This is a genomic window from Streptacidiphilus jeojiensis, assembly GCF_042510965.1.
Taxonomy (GTDB): Bacteria; Actinomycetota; Actinomycetes; order Streptomycetales; family Streptomycetaceae; genus Streptacidiphilus; species Streptacidiphilus jeojiensis.
Genome location: NZ_JBEUKS010000003.1, coordinates 433,941 through 452,568, shown reverse-complemented (window position 1 = coordinate 452,568; position 18,628 = coordinate 433,941). Strand labels below are relative to the sequence as shown.

Here is an 18,628-nt window from a genome sequence, read left to right as displayed (position 1 = left end):
CTCCGCAGCCACTGGGGCGTAAAGACGCGGCGCAGCGCTGCCGGCAGGCCGTGGCCCCTGCCACCGCTGGGCGGCAAGGGCCGGACTCCGGAAGCATGGTGACGCTGTGTCAGCTGACGTCGACCCAGTTGAGGGTGCGTTCGATGGCGCGCTTCCAGCCGGTGTAGCCGGCCTCGCGGGTGGCCTGGTCCCACTGCGGGTCCCAGCGCTGGTCCTGGTTCCAGTTGGCCTTCAGCTCCTCGGTGTCCCGCCAGAAGCCGACGGCCAGGCCGGCGGCGTAGGCGGCGCCCAGTGCGGTGGTCTCGGCGACCTTGGGCCGGATCACCGGGACCCCCAGCACGTCGGCCTGGGTCTGCATGCACAGCTTGTTCTCGGTCACCCCGCCGTCGACCTTGAGCACCTCCAGCCGCACTCCGGAGTCGTTGGTCATGGCCTCGACCACGTCCCGGCTCTGGTAGCAGATGGCCTCCAGGGTGGCCCGGGCGATGTGCGCGTCGTTGTGGAAGCGGGCCAGGCCGACGATGGCGCCGCGCGCGTCCGAGCGCCAGTAGGGGGCGAAGAGCCCGGAGAAGGCGGGCACGAAGTACACCCCGGCCGAGTCGGCGACGCGGCGGGCCAGGGTCTCGCTCTCGGCGGCGTTGCCGATGATGTGCAGCTGGTCGCGCAGCCACTGCACGGCCGATCCGGTCACCGCGATGGACCCCTCCAGGGCGTAGACCGGGGGCTGTCCGGCGAACTGGTAGGCCAGCGTGGTGAGCAGGCCGTGCTGGGAGCGCACCGGCTCGCTCCCGGTGTTCAGCAGCATGAAGTTGCCGGTGCCGTAGGTGTTCTTGGCCTCGCCCGGGGCGAAGCAGACCTGTCCTACGGTGGCGGCGTGCTGGTCGCCGAGGATGCCGCTGATCGGGATGCCGGCCAGCGGGCTGACGTCCGGCGACTGTCCGTAGCCGTCGGGGGCGTTGGACGCCTGGATGGCGGGGAGCATGGCGCGCGGGATGCCGAAGAACGACAGCAGTTCGTCGTCCCAGTCCAGGGTGCGCAGGTCCATCAGCATGGTGCGCGAGGCGTTGGTCACGTCGGTGATGTGCACGCCGCCGCGGACGCCTCCGGTGAGGTTCCACAGGACCCAGGTGTCCACCGTGCCGAAGACGGCGTCGCCGCGTTCGGCGTCCTGGCGGACGCCGTCGACGTTCTCCAGGATCCACTGGATCTTCCCGGCGGCGAAGTAGGTGGCCGGCGGCAGTCCGGCCTTGGCGCGGATCACCTCGCCCTTGCCCTCGCGCTCCAGGGCGCTGGCGATGCGGTCGGTGCGGGTGTCCTGCCAGACGATGGCGTTGTAGTAGGGGCGGCCGGTGCGGCGGTTCCACACCACCGTGGTCTCCCGCTGGTTGGTGATGCCCAGCGCTGCGATGTCGCCCGCGGCCAGGTGGGAGCGGTTCAGCCCGGTGGCGACGACCGACCGGGTGCGTTCCCAGATCTCGACCGGGTTGTGCTCGACCCAGCCCGACCTGGGCAGGATCTGCTCGTGTTCCATCTGCTGGCGGGCGACCTCGTTCCCGGAATGATCGAAGATCATGAACCGGGTGCTGGTCGTGCCCTGGTCGATCGCGGCGACGTAGTCCGCCATGGCGGCAACCCTCCACAGGTGACGGCAAGTTGGGTGCGGTGCGGTTATGCTTCCTCGTCGGCCAGGACCCGTCCGGCCTGCAGCTCCTGGCTGGGCAGGAAGGGGGTGATCAGGAACCGGTACAGGCCGGCCCCCAGCAGGCCGCCGATCAACGGTCCGACGATGGGGACCCAGAAGTACAGGTCCCCGTACTGGTCGCGCCAGGCCCCTCCGTAGCCGGTGATGAAACTGGCCAGCCGCGGGCCGAAGTCGCGGGCCGGGTTGATGGCGTATCCGGCGTCGGTGCCGAAGGCCAGGCCGATGGCCACGACCAGCAGTCCGGTGATGAAGGCCCCCATGTTGGCCTTGGGGGCGGTGTTGAGCACGTCCGTCAGCGCCATGATGACCAGCAGCAGGATGGCGGTGCCGATGATCTGGTCGCGCAGCGCGCCCCACTGGCTGACCGGGAAGGTCCCGTTGCCGGGGAGGGTGGAGAACACCCCCTGGGTCTTCAGCGTGTGGCCGGGGTCGGCCTTGGCCAGGACCTCGGTGTAGTTCCAGCGCACCAGCAGCGCGGCGGTGAACGCGCCCGCGGTCTGGGCCAGGGCGTAGGGGGCGACCTTGGCCCAGGAGAAGCCGCGGAACGCGGCCAGGGCGACGGTGACGGCCGGGTTGAGGTGCGCGCCGGACAGCCGAGCGGCGACGTACACGCCCAGGGTCACCCCCAGGCCCCAGGCCCAGGCGATGCTGTCGTGCCCGCCCAGGCCGGCCGCGACGACCTGGGCCACCACGCCCACGCCGAAGAGGATCAGGATCATCGTCCCGACGAATTCGGCCAGGAGTTCACCGAGCAGTTGTCGGGGCATTCGGCGGGACGCACCGGCTACGGGCCGGCTGCCGGACTGGGCCGCTGAGGCCATGGTCGACTCCTTGGTTCAGGGCGGAGGTGCCTCAGTGCAGGGGGGCGATGTCGGGGGCGCCGAGACGGGCCGCGTCGGCCGTGCGGTCGTCGGGCTGCTGCTGGGCGTCGCGCTCGGCCGCCACCCGCTCGCGGTAGTGCTCGATCTCGTCGCGGACCTGCTCGTCGCTCCAGCCCAGGGGGCCCGCCATCAGCTGCGCGGCCCGCTCTGCGGCGGCCAGGCCGCGGTCCCAGGACTCGACCGAGGCCCGGGTCCGCCGGGTGAGCAGGTCGTCCAGGTGGCGTGCGCCCTCGTGGGTGGCCGCGTAGACCGCTTCGGCCTCCAGGTAGTCGTCCGCGCCCGCCAGCGGCGTTCCCAGCGACGGGTCCTGGCGGAGGATGTCCAGCACCTCGCCGACCATCGAGCCGTAGCGGTTGAGCAGGTGCTCGATGCGGGCGACGTGCAGCCCGGCCTCGTCGGCCAGGCCCTGGCGGCGGTTCCACAGCGCGCGGTAGCCGTCCGCGCCGACCAGCGGCACGTCCTCGGTGACCGACGCGGGGGCGGCACGGTCCAGGGTGCGCACGGCCTCGTCGACCGCGTCCTTGGCCATCACCCGGTAGGTGGTGTACTTGCCGCCGGCCACCACCACCAGACCGGGCACCGGGTGCCCGACCAGGTGCTCGCGGGAGAGCTTGCTGGTCTCGGCCGCGTCCCCGGACAGCAGCGGCCGCAGCCCGGCGTAGACGCCCTCGACGTCGTCGTGCGTCAGCGGGGTGGCCAGCACCTCGTTGACGTGGCCCAGCAGGTAGTCGATGTCGCGGGAGCTGACCGCGGGGTGCTGCTTGTCCAGGTCCCAGTCGGTGTCGGTGGTGCCGATCAGCCAGTGCCGTCCCCAGGGGATGACGAACAGCACGCTCTTCTCGGTGCGCAGGATCAGGCCGGACTTGGAGTTGACCCGGTCCCGGGGCACCAGGATGTGCACGCCCTTGGAGGCGCGGACGTGGAACTGGCCGCGGGTGTCCGCCAGCGCCTGGGTGTCGTCGGTCCACACCCCGGTCGCGTTGATGACCTGCTTGGCCCGGATCTCGAACCTCCGGTCCGACTCCAGGTCGTGCACCAGCGCCCCGGTCACCCGTTCGCCCTGGCGCAGGAAGCCCTCGACCCGGGTCCGGTTGGCCACCTTCGCCCCGTAGGAGGCCGCCGTCCGAATGATCGTCATGGTGTGCCTGGCGTCGTCGACCTGGGCGTCCCAGTACTGGATCGCCCCCACCAGCGAATCCGACTTCAGCGCCGGGACCTCGCGCAGCGCCCCGTGCCGGGTCAGGTGCCGGTGGTGCGGAAGGCCGCGGGCGTTGCCGGAGGTGGTCCCCAGGGTGTCGTACAGCAGCACTCCGGCGCCCACGTAGGGCCGCTCCCACACCCGGTGCTTGAGCGGGTACAGGAACTTCACCGGGTGCACCAGGTGCGGGGCGAGCCGCTGGAGCAGCAGGCCCCGTTCCTTCAGCGCCTCCTGGACCAGCCGGAAGTCGAGCATCTCCAGGTAGCGCAGCCCCCCGTGGATCAGCTTGCTGGAACGGCTGGAGGTGCCGCTGGCCCAGTCCCGGGCCTCCACCAGCGCCACGCTGAGCCCGCGGGTGACGGCGTCCAGTGCGCACCCGGCCCCCACCACGCCGCCGCCCACCACCAGGACGTCGAACTCGCTGGTATCCGCCATCGCGCCCAACGCGTCCTCGCGGGCCTGCGGCGACAACGCAACCGGTCTCATCAACCTGCTCCTCGCATGGGGCGACAATGACGCTGCTGCCATCCGAACAGGCCATCGGCGGGAGCGCATCCGCAGGCACCCCTGCCACGACCGGTCGGGTTAACCCCCCGGCGGACCGGCGGGACAGCCCGATGGCCGGTCCGGCCCGGTGATCGCAAGGATGGAACCCAGGAGACCGTCGTCCCCGCAGTTGCGGGGACCGTACGAGGGGACCGTTCCGCCATGCCACAGCTGACCTGCGCCCGGACCGTCACGGCCGCGTTGGCACTGCTGATCGCCGGTGCCTTCCTGCCCGCGGCGAACGCCTCGGCCGGGACCGGAGCGCCGCCCGCCGCCTCGGGGGTCTGGCAGGTGGACGGGTACGGCACCGACGTGGTGATCGGCGCCGGCCTGCTGCTGGAGTACCAGACCACTGCCGTCAGCTGCCTGCCGGGAGTCTCGGCCCGGCCAACCGGGCGGCCCGCGGCCGGCTCGACGGTCTGGACCGACGACGAAGGCCAGGTCTACCGGTTCCGGCCCGGGTCGGCACCGGACCGTGCCGTGCTGCACCTTGACGGCTCGGCCGGGGACCTGCGGCTGCGGCGGATCGCCGCGCTGCCGCCCGGCTGCGGCGCCGCCGCGGCAGCGGACCCGGTGCGGGTCTTCGACGTGTTCTGGGCGACCTTCGCGGAGAACTACCCCTTCTTCGCCGCCAAGGGGATCGACTGGCAGTCCGTCAGGGCGCACTACCGTCCCCTGGTGCACGCAGGCATGGGCGACGCGGCACTGTTCGCGGTGCTACGGGACATGGTGGCGCCGCTCCATGACGCCCATGTCTCCCTGGACGCGGGCAGGGTCGGCCGTTTCGCGGCGGGCCGACCCGGGACCGTGCCGCCCGGACCCGAGCTCGACCAGCAGGTCAAGGACTACATCCGGCGCACCGACCTCGGCGGCCTGCCGTTCCACGAGTACGCCCGCGGCCGGATCAGCTGGGCCGACCTGCCGAACGGTCAGGGCTACCTGCGGATCTCCGGATTCGGCGGCTACACCCCGGACCCCGACGACCCCTACGCCGGCAACAGCGCCGTCCTCGAGAGCGCACTGGACACCGTGCTCACCCCGGCCCGGACCCGGCGGCTGCACGGACTGATCATCGACCTGCGCGTCAACGGCGGCGGTTCGGACGCCCTGGGGCTGCAGATCGCCGCCCGGCTGACCGACCGTCCGTACCTCGCCTACGCCAAGCGGGCCCGCAACCAGCCGCAGGACCCGACCCGGTTCACCACGCCCCAGCCGATCGAGGTCCGGCCGGCCGACTCCGTCACCCACTACACCGGACCGGTCGCGGTGCTCACCGGCGGTTCCACCGTCAGCGCCGGCGAGACCTTCACCCAGGCCCTGATGGGACGTCCCGGCGGGGCCCTGCGCGTCGGACAGCCGACCCAGGGCGTGTTCTCCGACGTACTGGACCGGCAGCTTCCCAACGGCTGGTCCTTCGGCCTGCCCAACGAGGAGTTCCTCACCGCCGCGGGGACCACGTTCGACGGCCGCGGCATTCCGCCGCAGCTCACCGAACCGGTCTTCACCCCGGCCGAGTTCGCGCAGGGACGGGACTCCGCCTTCGCCGCCGCAGAGGCAGCCCTCAGCGGGCTCTGACATACCCCTCAGTAGACTCTGGGACAGCCCACAGCCGGAAATGCCACCCCTTGGTCATCAAAGCGGATGAATCCCACTAGTATGCACATGCCAAGGGGGGTAGCCGATCTGCTGCTGCGTCAGCGGGCTGGCCGGAAGTCGATGCCACGGTGCCCCTGGAACCATCGAAAGGGCGAGGCATGTTCGGAATACCACAGCGGGGAGCGGTGCGGATAGGCGCCGCCCTGCTGGCGACGGGGGCGTTCGCCGCGGGCGCGCTGACCACGGCGACAAGTGCGGCAGCGGACCAGAACGGCAGCGCGGTCGCCACGCTCGGCAACGTGCTGCACGGCCAGAGCGTGCACATCCCCGGTGAAGGGCAGGGCGCCGCAGGAACGGTGGCGCTCACGGAGGACGGGCAGGACCTTGAGGTCTACTGCATCGACCTCTACCACGGCACCAGTGCCGGGGTGAAGTACCAGGAGACCGGCTGGGACCAGTCCGTGCTCTCCGACAACCCGGACCGGGGCAAGATCCAGTGGATCCTGCAGCACAGCTACCCGGTGCTCTCCGCGTCGGCCCTGGCGCAGGAGGCCGGTGTCGGCAGCCTGAGCCAGGACGAGGCGGCGGCCGCGACCCAGATCGCGATCTGGCACTTCTCCGACAAGACCGACGCGACCAGCAACGACGCCACCACCACGGCGGTCGCCGGCTGGCTGGAGCAGAACGCCACCGACGTCTCCGAGCCGGCCCCCTCGCTGGCCCTCTCGCCGGCCTCGGTCGCCGGGAAGAGCGGAGACAAGCTGGGACCGATCACGGTGACCACCAACGCCAAGTCGGTCGGCCTCAAGCTCACCGCGCCCAGCGGTGTGCAGCTCGTCGACGGCAACGGCCAGGCCGTGACCAGCGCGGGCAACAACGACAAGCTCTACGTGAAGGTGCCGGCGGGCACCGACGCCGGCACCGCGCAGCTCAGCGCCTCGGCCACGACCAGCCTTCCGGTCGGTCGCGCGTTCAAGGCGCTGCGCGGCGACAGCCAGACGATGATCCTCGCCGGGACCGCCCCGGTGCAGGTCAACGCCTCGGCCGCGGCGCAGTGGGCGCCCCAGGGCGCGGTTCCGGCGGCGAACGCCACCGAGGACTGCAAGCAGGGCGGCGTCGACGTCACCGTGACCAACGGCGGCGACCAGCCGTGGACCGCGCAGGTCAACGGCAAGTCGGTCACCGTCGCGGCCGGCGCCGGCCAGAGCGTGTTCGTCCCGGTCAAGGAGGGTGACACCTACAGCATCACGGTCACCGGTCCGAACGGCTTCAGCAAGACCTTCACCGGCGCGCTGAAGTGCCGGCCCACCGGTGGCGGGACGGCGAGCAGCAGCTCGACCCCGTCGGCCGGGGCTTCGGCCTCGGCGTCCGGCTCCACCCCCGCCTCGGGTGCGGCGGCCCCGTCGCCCTCCGCCAGCGGCGGCCTGGCCGAGACCGGTGCCAGCAGCAGCACCCCGGTGATCGCCGGTGTCGGCGCGGCGCTCCTGGTCCTGGGCGGCGGCGTGGTGTTCTTCCTGCGCAGGCAGCGCGGTGGCGCCCACGCGGGCTGACGCCCCGCCAGGAGGGGGTGTGCACGGCCGAACCGGCTGTGCGCACCCCCTCTTTGCCGTCCGATGGTGCGGGCGCCGGTGCGGTGACGGGTCTGCTGCTCAGGCGTGTGACCGGCGGGCCCGGCCGCGTCGCCGGTTCAGTGATCCGCGGCCCGGCGGCGCCGCGAGTCCGAAGGTGACCGAGACCTGCGCGCCGCCCATCGGGCTGCGCCCGATCTCGACCGTCCCGCGCGTCGCCGCGGCGGCCCTGCGGGCGATGTCCAGGCCGAGGCCGGTGGAGGCCGGGCCGGTGGCGGCCGCGCTCACGCCGCGCACCAGCGCGTCGTCGGGGTCCGGGATGCCAGGGCCGGCGTCCTCGACGGTGAGCTGAACCACCTGGGCCGCGCGGACCAGCCGCACCGCGAAGTCCGTGCCCGGGTCCGTGTGCCGGAACACATTGCCGACCAGTGCGTCCACCACGGCTGCGAACTCGTCCTCGGGCAGGTCGATCGGGGCCTGCTCGGCAGTCACCTCGACCAGGCAGCGGCGGTCCTGCTGCTCGGCCAGCGTGGCCCAGAACCCGCCCCGGCGGCGGACCACCTCCGGGGCCGGGCAGCTGACCGCCGCATCCTGCTCGGGCCGGCCGGCGCCCGTCCCCCGTCCCAGCGCCAGCGGGGTCCGCGCGGTGGTGATGACGACATGCAGCTCCGACTCCAGCTGGGCGACGGCCGCGGTGATCCTGGCCGAGTCCGGGGTGGGCGCCATCCGCTCGGTCGCCAGGTGCAAGGCGGTCAGCGGGGTCCGCATCCGGTGCGACAGGTCGGCGACCAACTCCCGCTCCACTGCCAGCAGTTCGCCGATCCGCTCGACCATGGCGTTGAACGCCTGACCGGCCTCGTAGAGTTCGGGCGGTCCCATCGGGTCCACCCGGGTCTCCAGGTCGCCCCGGCCCAGGGCGTGGGCGGCGCGGGACAGCCCGCGCGAGGACTTCACCACCCGGGAGGCCAGCCGGTCGGAGACCACCACCGAGCCCAGTACCAGTCCCAGCGCGAGCACCGCCATCACCGACAGCGAGGCGGTGACCCCCCGGTCCAGGGCGTCCTTGGGGACGAACTCCTGCACCACCGCCACCCGTCGCTGCCCCAGCAGCACCGGCTGCAGGTAGACCCAGCCACCGTCGGGGAGGTTCTGCGCCAGCGTCTCGCCCTGCTGCTGCGCCTGCTGCAGCAGGGCGGCGGGCGCGTGACCGGTGCCGATCGCCTGGCCGCCGGGCAGTTGGACGCTCAGCCGCCCGGTCGGGTCGATCCCGAGGACGACCTGGCGCAGCTGGTTCGGGTCGGCGGTCAGCGCCAGCACCGGAGCGAGCGCGGCGGCGCGCTGCTCGGCGGCGGTGACCGCCCGGTTCCGTGCCTCGGTGCGCACCAGCAGGGCCAGCGGTATCAGGAAGGACAGCGCCACCATCGAGGTGACGGCCAGGGCGACCCCGGCGAGCGTGCGCCTCACCTGGGCGTCACCAGCTTGATGCCGACCCCGCGCAGGGTGCGCAGCAGGCCCGGGGCCGCGGCGCTCTCGCCGAGCTTGCGCCGCAGCGAGGACAGGTGCACGTCGATGGTCTGGTCCTCGACATAGGGCTCACGCCACACCTCAGCCAGGATGCGCCGCTTGGAGACCACCAGGTCGGCGTTGGCGGCGAGGAACGAGAGCAGATCGAACTCCCGCCGGGTCAGCGGGACTTCGTGTCCATGCAGGTGGACGGCGCGGGAGCCGGGGTCGATGTGCAGCGGGCCGATGGCGACGGGTTCGCGGAGCAGGCCCGGGGCGTCCTGGAGCGCGCCGGAGCGCGCCTCCGGGTCGGGGCCCCGGCCGGAGCGCCGCAGCACCGCGGCCAGCCGGGCCAGCAGTTGGCCTGCCGAGAAGGGTTTGACCAGGTAGTCGTCGGCGCCGGCGTCGAGCAGCCGGATGATCTCGGCGTCGTCGTCCCTGGCCGTCACGATCAGCACCGGCACCTGGGAGATGCCGCGGATCATGCGGAGCGCGTCGCTGCCGTCGAGGTCGGGCAGGCCCAGGTCCAGGATCACCGCGTCCAGCGGACCCCGGGTCACCTCGCGCAGCCCGCCGAACCCGTCGGCCGCGCTGCGCACCGCGTGCCCGCCACCGGCCAGGACGTCGATCAGCTCGGCACGTATACCGGGGTCGTCTTCCACGACGAGGACACTGGCCATGGCGGACACCGTAGCCGATCGACAGTGACGGGACAGGAAGCCGGCGGGGAGCGGCATGATGGGGCCGTGTCCCGGCTCCTTCGCTTCTTCGTCGTCTGGCTGTGCTGCACCGCGCTCACCGCCACCGCCGTCTTCCTGACGGTGCGTTTCGTCCTCGGATCCACCGCGCCGCTGCCGCCCAGCACCGCCGGGGTGACCACCGTGCTGGCGCTGGCCACGCCGATCCCGGTGTCACCCGGCGCAACCGGGACGGGTACGCCGTCATCCACTCCGGACGCCTCGCCCTCGGTCCCACGACCCAAGCCCTCTCCCTCGGCCACGACCGCCTCGCAGCCGACACCGCAGCCGCGGCACTCCTCGGCGCCACCGCCCGGGCATCCGTCCTCCGCGGACTGCGGCGGTGGAGCCGGGACGCACGGTTTCTCCTCCGCCGGGGGGCAGGTGGTGGTCCGGTTCGGGGCGGACGCGGTCTGCCTGGTCTCCGCCGTACCGGCGCTGGGCTTCACCACCAGCACCGCGCAGTCCTCGCCCGGCACCCTGACCGTCACCTTCAGCGGCGGGCACCACCGTTCCGAGCTCACCGCCAGTCTGCAGCCCCAGGCGCAGGAGGTCACCCGCGAGGTGTCCTGGTGACGATCACGACGGCGATCACGACGGCGGCGGGGCTGAGGGCAGCATGGGGCCTTCCTTAGCGCAACATGAAGTTGCCGCTCACCCCTGCTACGGGCGCCGGGAGCCGCCTAGGGTCGTGCCGCCGGACCGCTCCGGCGAACGACCCCGACCACGAGGTGCCGCTGATGAGCCCGTCCCGCCATTCGTCCTCCCGCCATGCCGCCTCGGGGCAGCACCGGGCCAAGCGCCGGCCGCGACTGCGGCTGGCGGTGACGGGTGCGGCGGCTCTCGCCGTGGTCGGCGGCGGCACCGCCTTCGCCTGCCTGGGTGTGCCGCATGCGTCACCGGCGGCCAGCACCACGGCGCGGGCACTGGACCACCTGGGCGCCAAGGGCCAGGCGGTCACGGCCACCGCAGGTCCGACCCGGAACAGCAGCGCCCGGTCCACCGTCTCGGCCGCGGCCCGCCGGGGCAAGCCCGTACCGAGCCGCAGCGCGACCCCCAAGCCCAAGCCGAGCCCGGACGCGCATCCGACCGCCCCGGCGTCCTCCGCACCCTCCTCCGCACCGGCCTCCGCGTCCGCGCCGGCGACGACGGCCTCCGCAACCGGGACGACCAGCAGCGACGCCGTCCAGCAGGTGCTCGCCCTGATCAACAAGAGCCGTGCGGCGCAGGGCCTGGCCCCGTACACCCTGGACTCCGGGCTGAACGCGAGCGCCGCCGCGCACAACTCGGTGATGGCGTCCGGCTGCGGCCTCTCCCACCAGTGCCCCGGCGAGGCGGCCTTCGGCGACCGCGAGATCGCCGCCGGGGTGCACTGGACCTCGGCCGGCGAGAACATCGGCGAGGGCGGCGGCGTGGCGGACACCGCAGCGGCCGAGGCCACCAGCGCGGTCGGCCTCACCCAGATGATGCTGGACGAGCAGCCGCCGGACGACGGGCACCGCAAGAACATCCTGAGCAGCAGCTTCACCCGGGTGGGCATAGCCGTCCTGCGTGACGCCAACGGCACGGTCTGGCTCACCCAGGACTTCGCCAACTGACCCGGACCGGCGGGCCGGAGGGTCAGCTCCGGGCGCCGTGCCTTACGCGGTAGCGGAGGTAGACGAGGTCGGAGACGGTGCGGCTCTCCACCAGTTCCAGGTCGACCCGGCGCTCGCTCTGTGGGAAGTACGGAACCCCGCCGCCGACGAGCACCGGGTAGACCCTGGCCCGGTACTCGTCGATCAGCCCCGCCTCGGCGGCCTCGGCGGCGAGGGCCGCACCGCCGATCGCGATGTTGCCCTCCCCCGGCTCGGCGCGCAGCCGCTCGATCTCCTCCGCCAGGCCGCCGGAGAGCAGCCGGGCGTTGCCCTGCACCTCCGTCAGCGTGGTGGAGAACACCACCTTGGGCAGCGGATTCCAGATCGCCGCCCAGGTGAGCATCGACTCGTCCGCCGCCGGATCCTGGTCCGCGGTCTCCCAGTAGAGCATCGTCTCGTAGAGCCGACGCCCCATCAGGTGGACGCCGACCCCACGGATCTCGTCGGTGACGAAGCGGAAGACCTCCTCGTCCGGCGCCGACCAGTCGAACCGGCCGTCCGGCCCGATGATGTAGCCGTCCAGTGAGACGCCCATCGAGTAGGTCACACTGCGCATCAGAAGTCCTCCTAGGTAACGGTTCCGACACTACGACTGCCGACCGTCGCAGGACTCATCGCGACTCGCGGAATTTCTCGATCCGGCCGAAGTCGCACCGTCAGTCGAGGATCAGGTCGAACTCCTCCCAGGGGCCGATGGCGGTGCGGTTGGCGATCAGCGGGGAGGCGCCGGCGTTCTCGGCGGTGACGATTTCGTTGTTGGCCAGGGAGCGCAGGCTGATGCTGCCGTCGGAGTTGTGGATGAGATTGAACGTCTCCCAGGTTCCGACGGCCGTGCGGTTGGCGATCAGCGGGGAGGCGCCGGCGTTGTCCGCGCACACGTACTCGTTGTTCACGTGGGAGCGCAGCGCGATGTTGCCGTTGCCCTCGTCGATCTCGTCGAACTGCTCCCAGGTGCCGATCGCGGTGTTCTTGGCGAGGAGCGGTGCGGCGCCGGCGTTGTCGGCGGTGACGATCAGTCCGTTGGCGTGCGCCCGCAGGCTGATCACAGGGCTGGTGGTGGTCGCCCGGTCGAGGCCGATGCTGACGTTGCCCAGGTGCTTGGCGGCCGTGGCCGGGCTGCCGCTGACCGAGGCGAACGGGAGCGAGGTGGTCGGCGACGCGGTCGGCTCGACCAGGTAGGACTTGCCGCTCTGGGTCTGGAAGGTGAAGGTCACGTTGGTCTGCGAGGCCAGCACGGTCGCACCGGTGGCGCCGTCCACCACGGTGACGGCCTGGCCCGGCCACGGGCTGCGCATGGTGACCGGCGCGTTGCCGCCGGAGACGATCGCGACGGTGCTCGCGGTGCCGTTGCTCACCTGTACGTCGACCTTGGTTTTGTGCTGGATGTAGACGGTGCCTTCGCCGGTCCAGTCCGTCGGCCAGGCCGGGGCGATGCGCAGCAGCCCGTCGTAGTCCTGGACCAGGGCCTCGCTGACCGCCGCCGCCAGCACTCCTGACTGCTCGATGTAGGGCTCCGAGGCGGCGCTGCCGGTGAAGCTGGCCAGGCCGGACGGGTAGGCCTGGTAGGACTTGGTCGCGGCCAGCAGGTCGTTCTTGACCTCACTGGCGAGGCCGAGGCGGGCGGCGTCGAGCGCGTCGTTGGACCAGTCGTTGCCGTTGACGTAGCTGCGCGAGGTGTAGGTCCGCTTGGCCAGGGCGGTGAGCGTCCCGTTGTCGCCGATCAGGTTGTAGGGCCAGACCGCCTCCAGGCCCAGGTTCTCGCTGTTGTGCCGGGTCGCGGTGGGCTGGGTGGACAGGCCGATCATGTCGCTGCCGCCAGCGTCGGACGACGCGGTGAGCAGCTGGGTCTGGGTGCCGGTGTCGGTGCGCGGCAGCTGCGGGATCTTCGGGATGGCCGCGTTGAGCTGGGTGACCAGGGCGGAGTCGACGCCGAGGGTCTGCGCCGCCTTCACCGCCACCGGGAACAGCGCCTGCATGGCGACGATGTCCGTGGTCGGGTCGGTGACGTTCCACTGGGTCTCGTGGGCGTTGGCCTGGGTGTGCAGCAGTCCGTCCGAGCCGGTGGTGGCGGCCGAGAGCAGGAACCGGGCCGAGCCGCTGATCAGCGGATAGTCGTTGCTGAGCAGCGAGAGGTTGTCGGTGGCCAGGTACTCCTGCCAGACCCAGAGCGCGATCTCGGCGCCGCTGGTGAAGGTCAGCGAGTTGTAGCTGGGGGCGATGGTGGAGTCGCAGGACGCGTTGCTCTCGCCGCCGCTGTAGTAGCCGTTGCCGTTGAAGCGCATCGTCTCGGGGACGCAGAGCCCCTGCTTGCCGGGCACCTTGGACGACGTCCAGGAGGTGATGGCGTTGACGTTGCTCTCGTAGAGGTTCAGCACCGGATCGTTGAGGCTCGACTCGCCGGCCGACAGGTTGGCCTGGACCTGCATCCTCAGGTTCCAGAACCAGTAGCCGGCCGGGAACCAGTCCTGGTGGTCCTGGGAGAAGTTGAACAGGTCGGCGACGCCGGCCTGGGATCCGGGCACGGACCCGCCGCGTTCGGCCGCGGCGTCGTAGAGGTAGAGGGTGCGCAGGTTCTCCACGTACTCGCCGGAGCCGTCGGCCGAGGAGATCTTGATCAGCCCGGCGGTGCTCCAGTAGGTGTGCCACCAGGACAGGTGAGGCGTGGTCAGGGCGGAGGCCGCCTTGGTGGTGTCACCGTTGATCACCGAGTTGGCGGTGCCGAGGGCGTCGCCCCCGGTCCAGGCCGGGGCGGCGACGATCACCCGGAAGCTGCCGTCGGTGTTGGGGTTGAAGGAGACCTGCGCGGTCAGCGAGTCGGGGTCGGAGGCCGAGACATTGCGGCCGCCGGCGCTCACACCGGCCAGCGAGCCGAAGGTCTGTCCGGACGCACCCTGGCCGCTGTTGTCGACCCAGGTCTCGGCGAGGGTGGCCGTGGCGCCGGAGGCCTGGGCCGAGGGGGAACGGCCGCTCCACAGCTTGACCTGCGCGGTCTGCGTGCTGTTCGGGTCGGCGCCGGTGACGTCGACCACCAACTGCGCGGTGTCGGCGCGGACGTAGGCGGTCAGCGTCATGCCGCCGCCGGACTCGTGCAGCATCCCGTCGTAGGGGTCGAGGTAGCCGCTGAAGTCGGTGGCGCCGGTGAGCCTGGACAGTCCGGGGATGACCAGCTGCCCTGGGGACTTGCGGTCGGGGAAGGTGTCGGAGCGGTTCAGCTGGGCGGTGAAGCCGTTGGCCGCCCACACCGCTGCCCCCAGGGTGCCGTTGCCCAGCGGGACGAACTGGGTGGGGCTGGTGTTCGCCTTGCCCAGCACGATGTCCGAGCGGCGGACGACATTGGCGGTGTCGAGGGAGAACCCCCCGTTCTGCCACGCGGTCGTGCTGGTGGCAGCCCTGGCGGCCGCGCCCGGGAACAGCAGCCCGAGCCCCGGTAGGACCAGGGAGAGCAGCAGCGCCGTCAGCACGCGGGCGCGTGGACGGCGCGGTGATCGCGCTGGGGACATTCGATCCTCCTTCGGCGCGCCGGTGCGGCGCACACAGCAACGACGGGCGGCACCCTCCGCTACGCGCAACAGCGGCGAAACATCGGAGGACAAGACATGAGACTCGGGCTCTTCTGACGGCTTGTCAAGGCCTCGACACAACGACTCCACCGGGAGTACGGCCGTTGCGGCGCACCAGGCCTGACCCGACGTCATGATCTGCGCCGCAAGGGACCGGATGCTGCCCAGATCAGCGCTGCTGACCTCCGGTTTCGTAACTGACTCAGCAGATGTTCCGGTCACCGGACCACCGTGCGCGGGATGCTCCAGCGACACCGGTGGCATCCGGCACGGCGCGCCGCTCGACGCTCCGACAACGCCCGGTCGGGCGAACCCGGCGCCCGATCCCCCACTCAGCCGACGCAAAGGTCCGATGAATCATCAGGCCCTGTCGGGGGAAGCACTTCGCCCCGCCGACACACCGGTCGGCGGGGCGAAGCAGCCGGATCTCACTCCTCCGCCGCCACCACCGTGGCGGGCGCATTGCCCACCCCGGCCGTACCGGTGGCCGCGCCGCCGGCGACGCCCTCCACCAGGTAGCGCTGCAGCAGGGCGAAGACCACCAGGATCGGCGCGGCCACGATCATCGTGGCCGCGGCGATCAGCGGCCACTGGCTGCCGTGCTCGCCGAAGAAGCTGTACAGGCCGCGGGTCACCGGCCACAGATCGGAGTCGGTGAGCATGATCAGCGGCAGGATCAGGTTGTTCCAGGAGGCCACGAACCCGAACACGGCGAAGGTCGCCAGCGCCGGCTTCATCTGCGGGATGATGATGGTGAAGATGAAGCGGACGTAGCCGCAGCCGTCCATCGCCGCCGCCTCGTCCAACTCCCGTGGGATGGTCTTGATGTAGCCCACGAAGAAGAAGAACCCGGCGCCTGCCAGCGAGGTGAGGGTCAGATAGCCCAGCCGGTTGTCGTACAGGCCGAGCTTCTGTGCCTCGATGAACAGCGGGATCAGCCCCGCCGGCAGGAAGCCGGAGAAGACGAAGAACGCGTACAGCACGTTGGAGTGCCGGAACCAGCCCCGGGAGATCGGGAAGGCCAGGAACACCCCGAGGACCAGCGTGATGACGTCCGGGACCACCGCGTAGATCAGCGAGTTGACCATCTCGGTGGCGAAGTCGCCCTGCGTCCAGGCGGCGGAGAAGTTGCTCAGCGTCCAGTGCTTGGGCAGCCCGGTCGGGTCCTGCAGGAAGTCCAGGTTGTCCTTGAACGACTGCAGCAGCAGGTACACCAACGGCAGGGCGAAGAAGCCCGCCGAGACCACGAAGCAGAACAGCTGGACGCCGGTCAGCCGCAGGCCCCGGACCACCCCGCGGCGGCGGGAGGCGCGTTGCGGGTCGACTGCCACGGCCGGATCGGTCTGCCGGTGCAGCCGTGTGCTGAGGGCACTCACAGCGCCACCTCCCGTCGGCGCAGGCGCCACAGCAGCACGCCGCCGATGGCCGCGGTGAAGACGAACTGCACCATGGCGAGCGTGGAGCCGAGCCCGAGGTCGGGGTTGACGCCGAAGGCCGAGTTGAACATGAACATCCCGATGGTCTGGGTCTTGTACTGGCCCTGGGTCATCACCAGGATCAGCGCGTACTCGCCCAGGCTGCCGATCGCGGTGAGGAAGACGTTCACCGTGGTGGCGGGGGCCAGCATGGGCCAGGTGATCTTGGTGAAGCGGCGGATCGGACCGCAGCCGTCCAGCGACGCGGCCTCGTACAGCTCCAGCGGGATGCGCCTCAGTCCGGCGATGTAGACCAGCATCGTGTAGCCGGAGAACATCCACACGTTGACCAGCACGATCAGCCAGATCGAGACGGAGGCGTCACCGAGGAAGGCGCTGGAGCCGCCGGTGAGCGAGTGCAGGATCTGCTCCGCCGGACCGCTGCTCGGGTCGAGCAGCAGCGAGAAGAGCACGCCGACGATGGTCACCGAGAAGATCTGCGGCATGAAGATCAGCGCCCGGTACAGCCCGTAGCCGAAGCGGCGGCGCTGCAGCAGCAGGGCCAGGCCGAGGCCGACCCCGATCTGCAGCACCGTCACCCCGGCGGTGTACTTCAGCGTCGCCACGACGGCGTCGGAGACCTGCGAGTAGTTGCTGGTGAACAGGTTGCGGTAGTTGCACAGCCCGCAGTAGTTCATCGGGGTGCCGGGCACTCCGGAGTACTCGGTGAGCGAGTAGTAGACGGTGGCCAGCGACGGGTAGAGCCCGAAGGTGAGCCAGCCGACGGAGGGCACCAGGATGGAGAGCCAGGGGATCCAGCGCCTGGTCCTCCTGGTGCCGAAGGGACTGGTGGACACGGCACGCCCCTACTTCTTGACGGCGGCGGTGTACGCCTTGGCGGAGTCGTCCAGTGCCGCGAGCAGGTCCTTGGAGCCGAAGGGCTTGGTCTCGGTCAGCGTCGGGCCGCCGGCCGGGTTGCCGGTGCCGACGTTCGCCGGCAGCCAGGGCAGCGTGGTGCCCGGGAAGCCCTTGGACGCGTTGGTCTGCAGCCAGTCGGTCCACTTGAGCGTGGGGGTGGGCACAGCGGTCTGGGTGGACAGCGAACCGGTGGCCTTCACCCAGGCCTCGTAGTTGGTCTGCTGGGTGAAGAAGTCCAGGTACTTCAGCGCCAGGTCCTGGTGCTTGGACCAGGTCGGCACCGTCCAGGCGAGGTCGGGGGCCAGGTCGGCGCGGTTCCAGGCGGCGTTGTCGGTGCCGGGGATGGCCATCATGCCGAAGTTCAGCGCCGGGTTGTCGGCGGCGATGGTGTTGCCGTCGAAGGAGCCGTCCACGAAGAAGGGGTAGTCGTCGGTCTTGGCCGACCAGGTGCCGGGGGCGCTGGCGAAGGAGACACCGCCCGCGTTCGGCTCGATGTACTGCATGATCTGCTCGTAGCGGTTGGCGGCGTCCTGGTACAGCGCGCTGTTCCAGTTCTGGGTGCCGTTCAGGAAGGCGTTGTCCTTGGCCATGAAGACGCTGGTGGCCTCGGAGGCCGGCTTGTCCTGCATCATCAGCTGGTTGTAGATGCCCATCCAGACGATGTTCTGGATGCCGTCCTTGCCCGCCACGTAGAGCGGGGTCAGGCCCTTGGACTTGAGCGTCTTCAGGTCGCTGATGAACTCGTCGAAGGTGGTCGGCACCGACAGGCCGTACTTGGCCAGCAGGTCCTTCTTGTAGAACATGCCGGAGTTGTTGACGTACTCGGCCATGGTGACGCCGTAGATGCCGTCCTTGTAGCCCATCGCGAACTTCTGCGTGGTGCTGTCGAAGCGCGACATGAAGGACTGCTTGCTCAGGTCGAGCAGCTGGCCGCTGGAGATCAGCGCCGGGGTGCCGCCGACGGTGACGCCGGAGCCGGCCGGCGCGTACTTCTCCGGCGACTGCGCGAACTGGGCCAGCACGTCCACGCCCTTGGAGGCCTCCAGCGAGGACTGCAGGGCGGGCCAGGCTCCCGCGGTGGTCGGCGCGGTCTCCAGCTTGATCTTGACGCCGGGGTTGGCCTTCTCGAAGGCGGCGTCGATGGCCTGGGTTTCCTGTACGGCGGCGGCGTTGGTCCATTCGGCGACCACCAGGGTGGTGGACGAGCTGCTGCTGCCGCTGCCGCCTCCGCAGGCGGTGAGCCCGGTGGCGGCGAGAGCCGCGGCTGCGGTCGCGGCCAGCACGCGGGACGGGCGGATGGTGCGGTTTCTGTCGGCCATGTCTGGTTCCTCTGCGAGAGAGACGAGGGACGCGATGTGGCCGACGGG

At 71.1% G+C, this 18,628-nt stretch carries 14 protein-coding genes; 4 read left to right on the top strand and 10 right to left on the bottom strand.

The genetic code is table 11. The annotated features are described in order from the left end of the window. Window positions 1–109: 109 nt before the first annotated feature. The 3 genes from glpK to ABUW04_RS10975 all read right to left on the bottom strand — a co-directional run bounded on the left by glpK (window position 110) and on the right by ABUW04_RS10975 (window position 4,267). Entirely contained in the window at window positions 110–1,624 is a 1,515-nt protein-coding gene (glpK, locus tag ABUW04_RS10985) for a glycerol kinase GlpK (protein WP_380564324.1), read from the bottom strand. Between the two features lie 44 nt (window positions 1,625–1,668). Beyond that, window positions 1,669–2,469 carry an MIP/aquaporin family protein gene (locus ABUW04_RS10980; protein WP_380564550.1) on the bottom strand — a complete coding sequence of 267 codons (801 nt, stop codon included), beginning with the start codon at window positions 2,467–2,469 and terminating at the stop codon, window positions 1,669–1,671. 85 nt (window positions 2,470–2,554) lie between these two features. Continuing rightward, window positions 2,555–4,267 carry a glycerol-3-phosphate dehydrogenase/oxidase gene (locus ABUW04_RS10975; protein ID WP_380564323.1) on the bottom strand — a complete coding sequence of 571 codons (1,713 nt, stop codon included), beginning with the start codon at window positions 4,265–4,267 and terminating at the stop codon, window positions 2,555–2,557. 222 nt (window positions 4,268–4,489) lie between these two features. Between ABUW04_RS10975 and ABUW04_RS10970 the strand changes: the two genes are divergently transcribed. Both ABUW04_RS10970 and ABUW04_RS10965 read left to right on the top strand, forming a co-directional pair. Further along, window positions 4,490–5,902, top strand: coding sequence for a S41 family peptidase (locus tag ABUW04_RS10970; RefSeq protein ID WP_380564322.1), 1,413 nt, complete (start codon window positions 4,490–4,492; stop codon window positions 5,900–5,902). A gap of 179 nt (window positions 5,903–6,081) precedes the next feature. Then, complete coding sequence (locus tag ABUW04_RS10965; RefSeq protein WP_380564321.1) at window positions 6,082–7,473, top strand: Cys-Gln thioester bond-forming surface protein; 1,392 nt, start codon at window positions 6,082–6,084, stop codon at window positions 7,471–7,473. Between the two features lie 99 nt (window positions 7,474–7,572). On the opposite strand, the gene ABUW04_RS10960 is transcribed toward ABUW04_RS10965, so the two are convergent. After that, window positions 7,573–8,955 carry a sensor histidine kinase gene (locus ABUW04_RS10960; RefSeq protein ID WP_380564320.1) on the bottom strand — a complete coding sequence of 461 codons (1,383 nt, stop codon included), beginning with the start codon at window positions 8,953–8,955 and terminating at the stop codon, window positions 7,573–7,575. After that, entirely contained in the window at window positions 8,952–9,674 is a 723-nt protein-coding gene (locus ABUW04_RS10955) for a response regulator transcription factor (protein ID WP_030261799.1), read from the bottom strand. Before ABUW04_RS10955 ends, ABUW04_RS10960 begins: the two co-directional genes overlap by 4 nt. Before the next feature lie 66 nt (window positions 9,675–9,740). On the opposite strand from ABUW04_RS10955, the gene ABUW04_RS10950 reads away from it, so the two are divergent. Both ABUW04_RS10950 and ABUW04_RS10945 read left to right on the top strand, forming a co-directional pair. Next, on the top strand, window positions 9,741–10,307 hold the full coding sequence (locus ABUW04_RS10950) for a hypothetical protein (protein ID WP_380564319.1): 567 nt from the start codon (window positions 9,741–9,743) through the stop codon (window positions 10,305–10,307). Between the two features lie 164 nt (window positions 10,308–10,471). Further along, on the top strand, window positions 10,472–11,329 hold the full coding sequence (locus ABUW04_RS10945) for a CAP domain-containing protein (protein WP_380564318.1): 858 nt from the start codon (window positions 10,472–10,474) through the stop codon (window positions 11,327–11,329). A gap of 22 nt (window positions 11,330–11,351) precedes the next feature. On the opposite strand, the gene ABUW04_RS10940 is transcribed toward ABUW04_RS10945, so the two are convergent. From ABUW04_RS10940 to ABUW04_RS10920, 5 genes are all read right to left on the bottom strand, one after another. Continuing rightward, on the bottom strand, window positions 11,352–11,924 hold the full coding sequence (locus ABUW04_RS10940) for a dihydrofolate reductase family protein (protein WP_030261794.1): 573 nt from the start codon (window positions 11,922–11,924) through the stop codon (window positions 11,352–11,354). 100 nt (window positions 11,925–12,024) lie between these two features. Next, complete coding sequence (locus tag ABUW04_RS10935; RefSeq protein ID WP_380564317.1) at window positions 12,025–14,868, bottom strand: fascin domain-containing protein; 2,844 nt, start codon at window positions 14,866–14,868, stop codon at window positions 12,025–12,027. 488 nt (window positions 14,869–15,356) lie between these two features. After that, window positions 15,357–16,304, bottom strand: a complete 948-nt coding sequence (locus tag ABUW04_RS10930; RefSeq protein WP_198037598.1) for a carbohydrate ABC transporter permease — start codon at window positions 16,302–16,304, stop codon at window positions 15,357–15,359. Then, window positions 16,301–17,200: a carbohydrate ABC transporter permease gene (locus ABUW04_RS10925; protein WP_030261791.1), complete on the bottom strand. Its 900-nt coding sequence runs from the start codon at window positions 17,198–17,200 to the stop codon at window positions 16,301–16,303. Before ABUW04_RS10925 ends, ABUW04_RS10930 begins: the two co-directional genes overlap by 4 nt. Before the next feature lie 9 nt (window positions 17,201–17,209). Next, window positions 17,210–18,580 carry an ABC transporter substrate-binding protein gene (locus ABUW04_RS10920; protein WP_030261790.1) on the bottom strand — a complete coding sequence of 457 codons (1,371 nt, stop codon included), beginning with the start codon at window positions 18,578–18,580 and terminating at the stop codon, window positions 17,210–17,212. Window positions 18,581–18,628 lie beyond the last annotated feature (48 nt).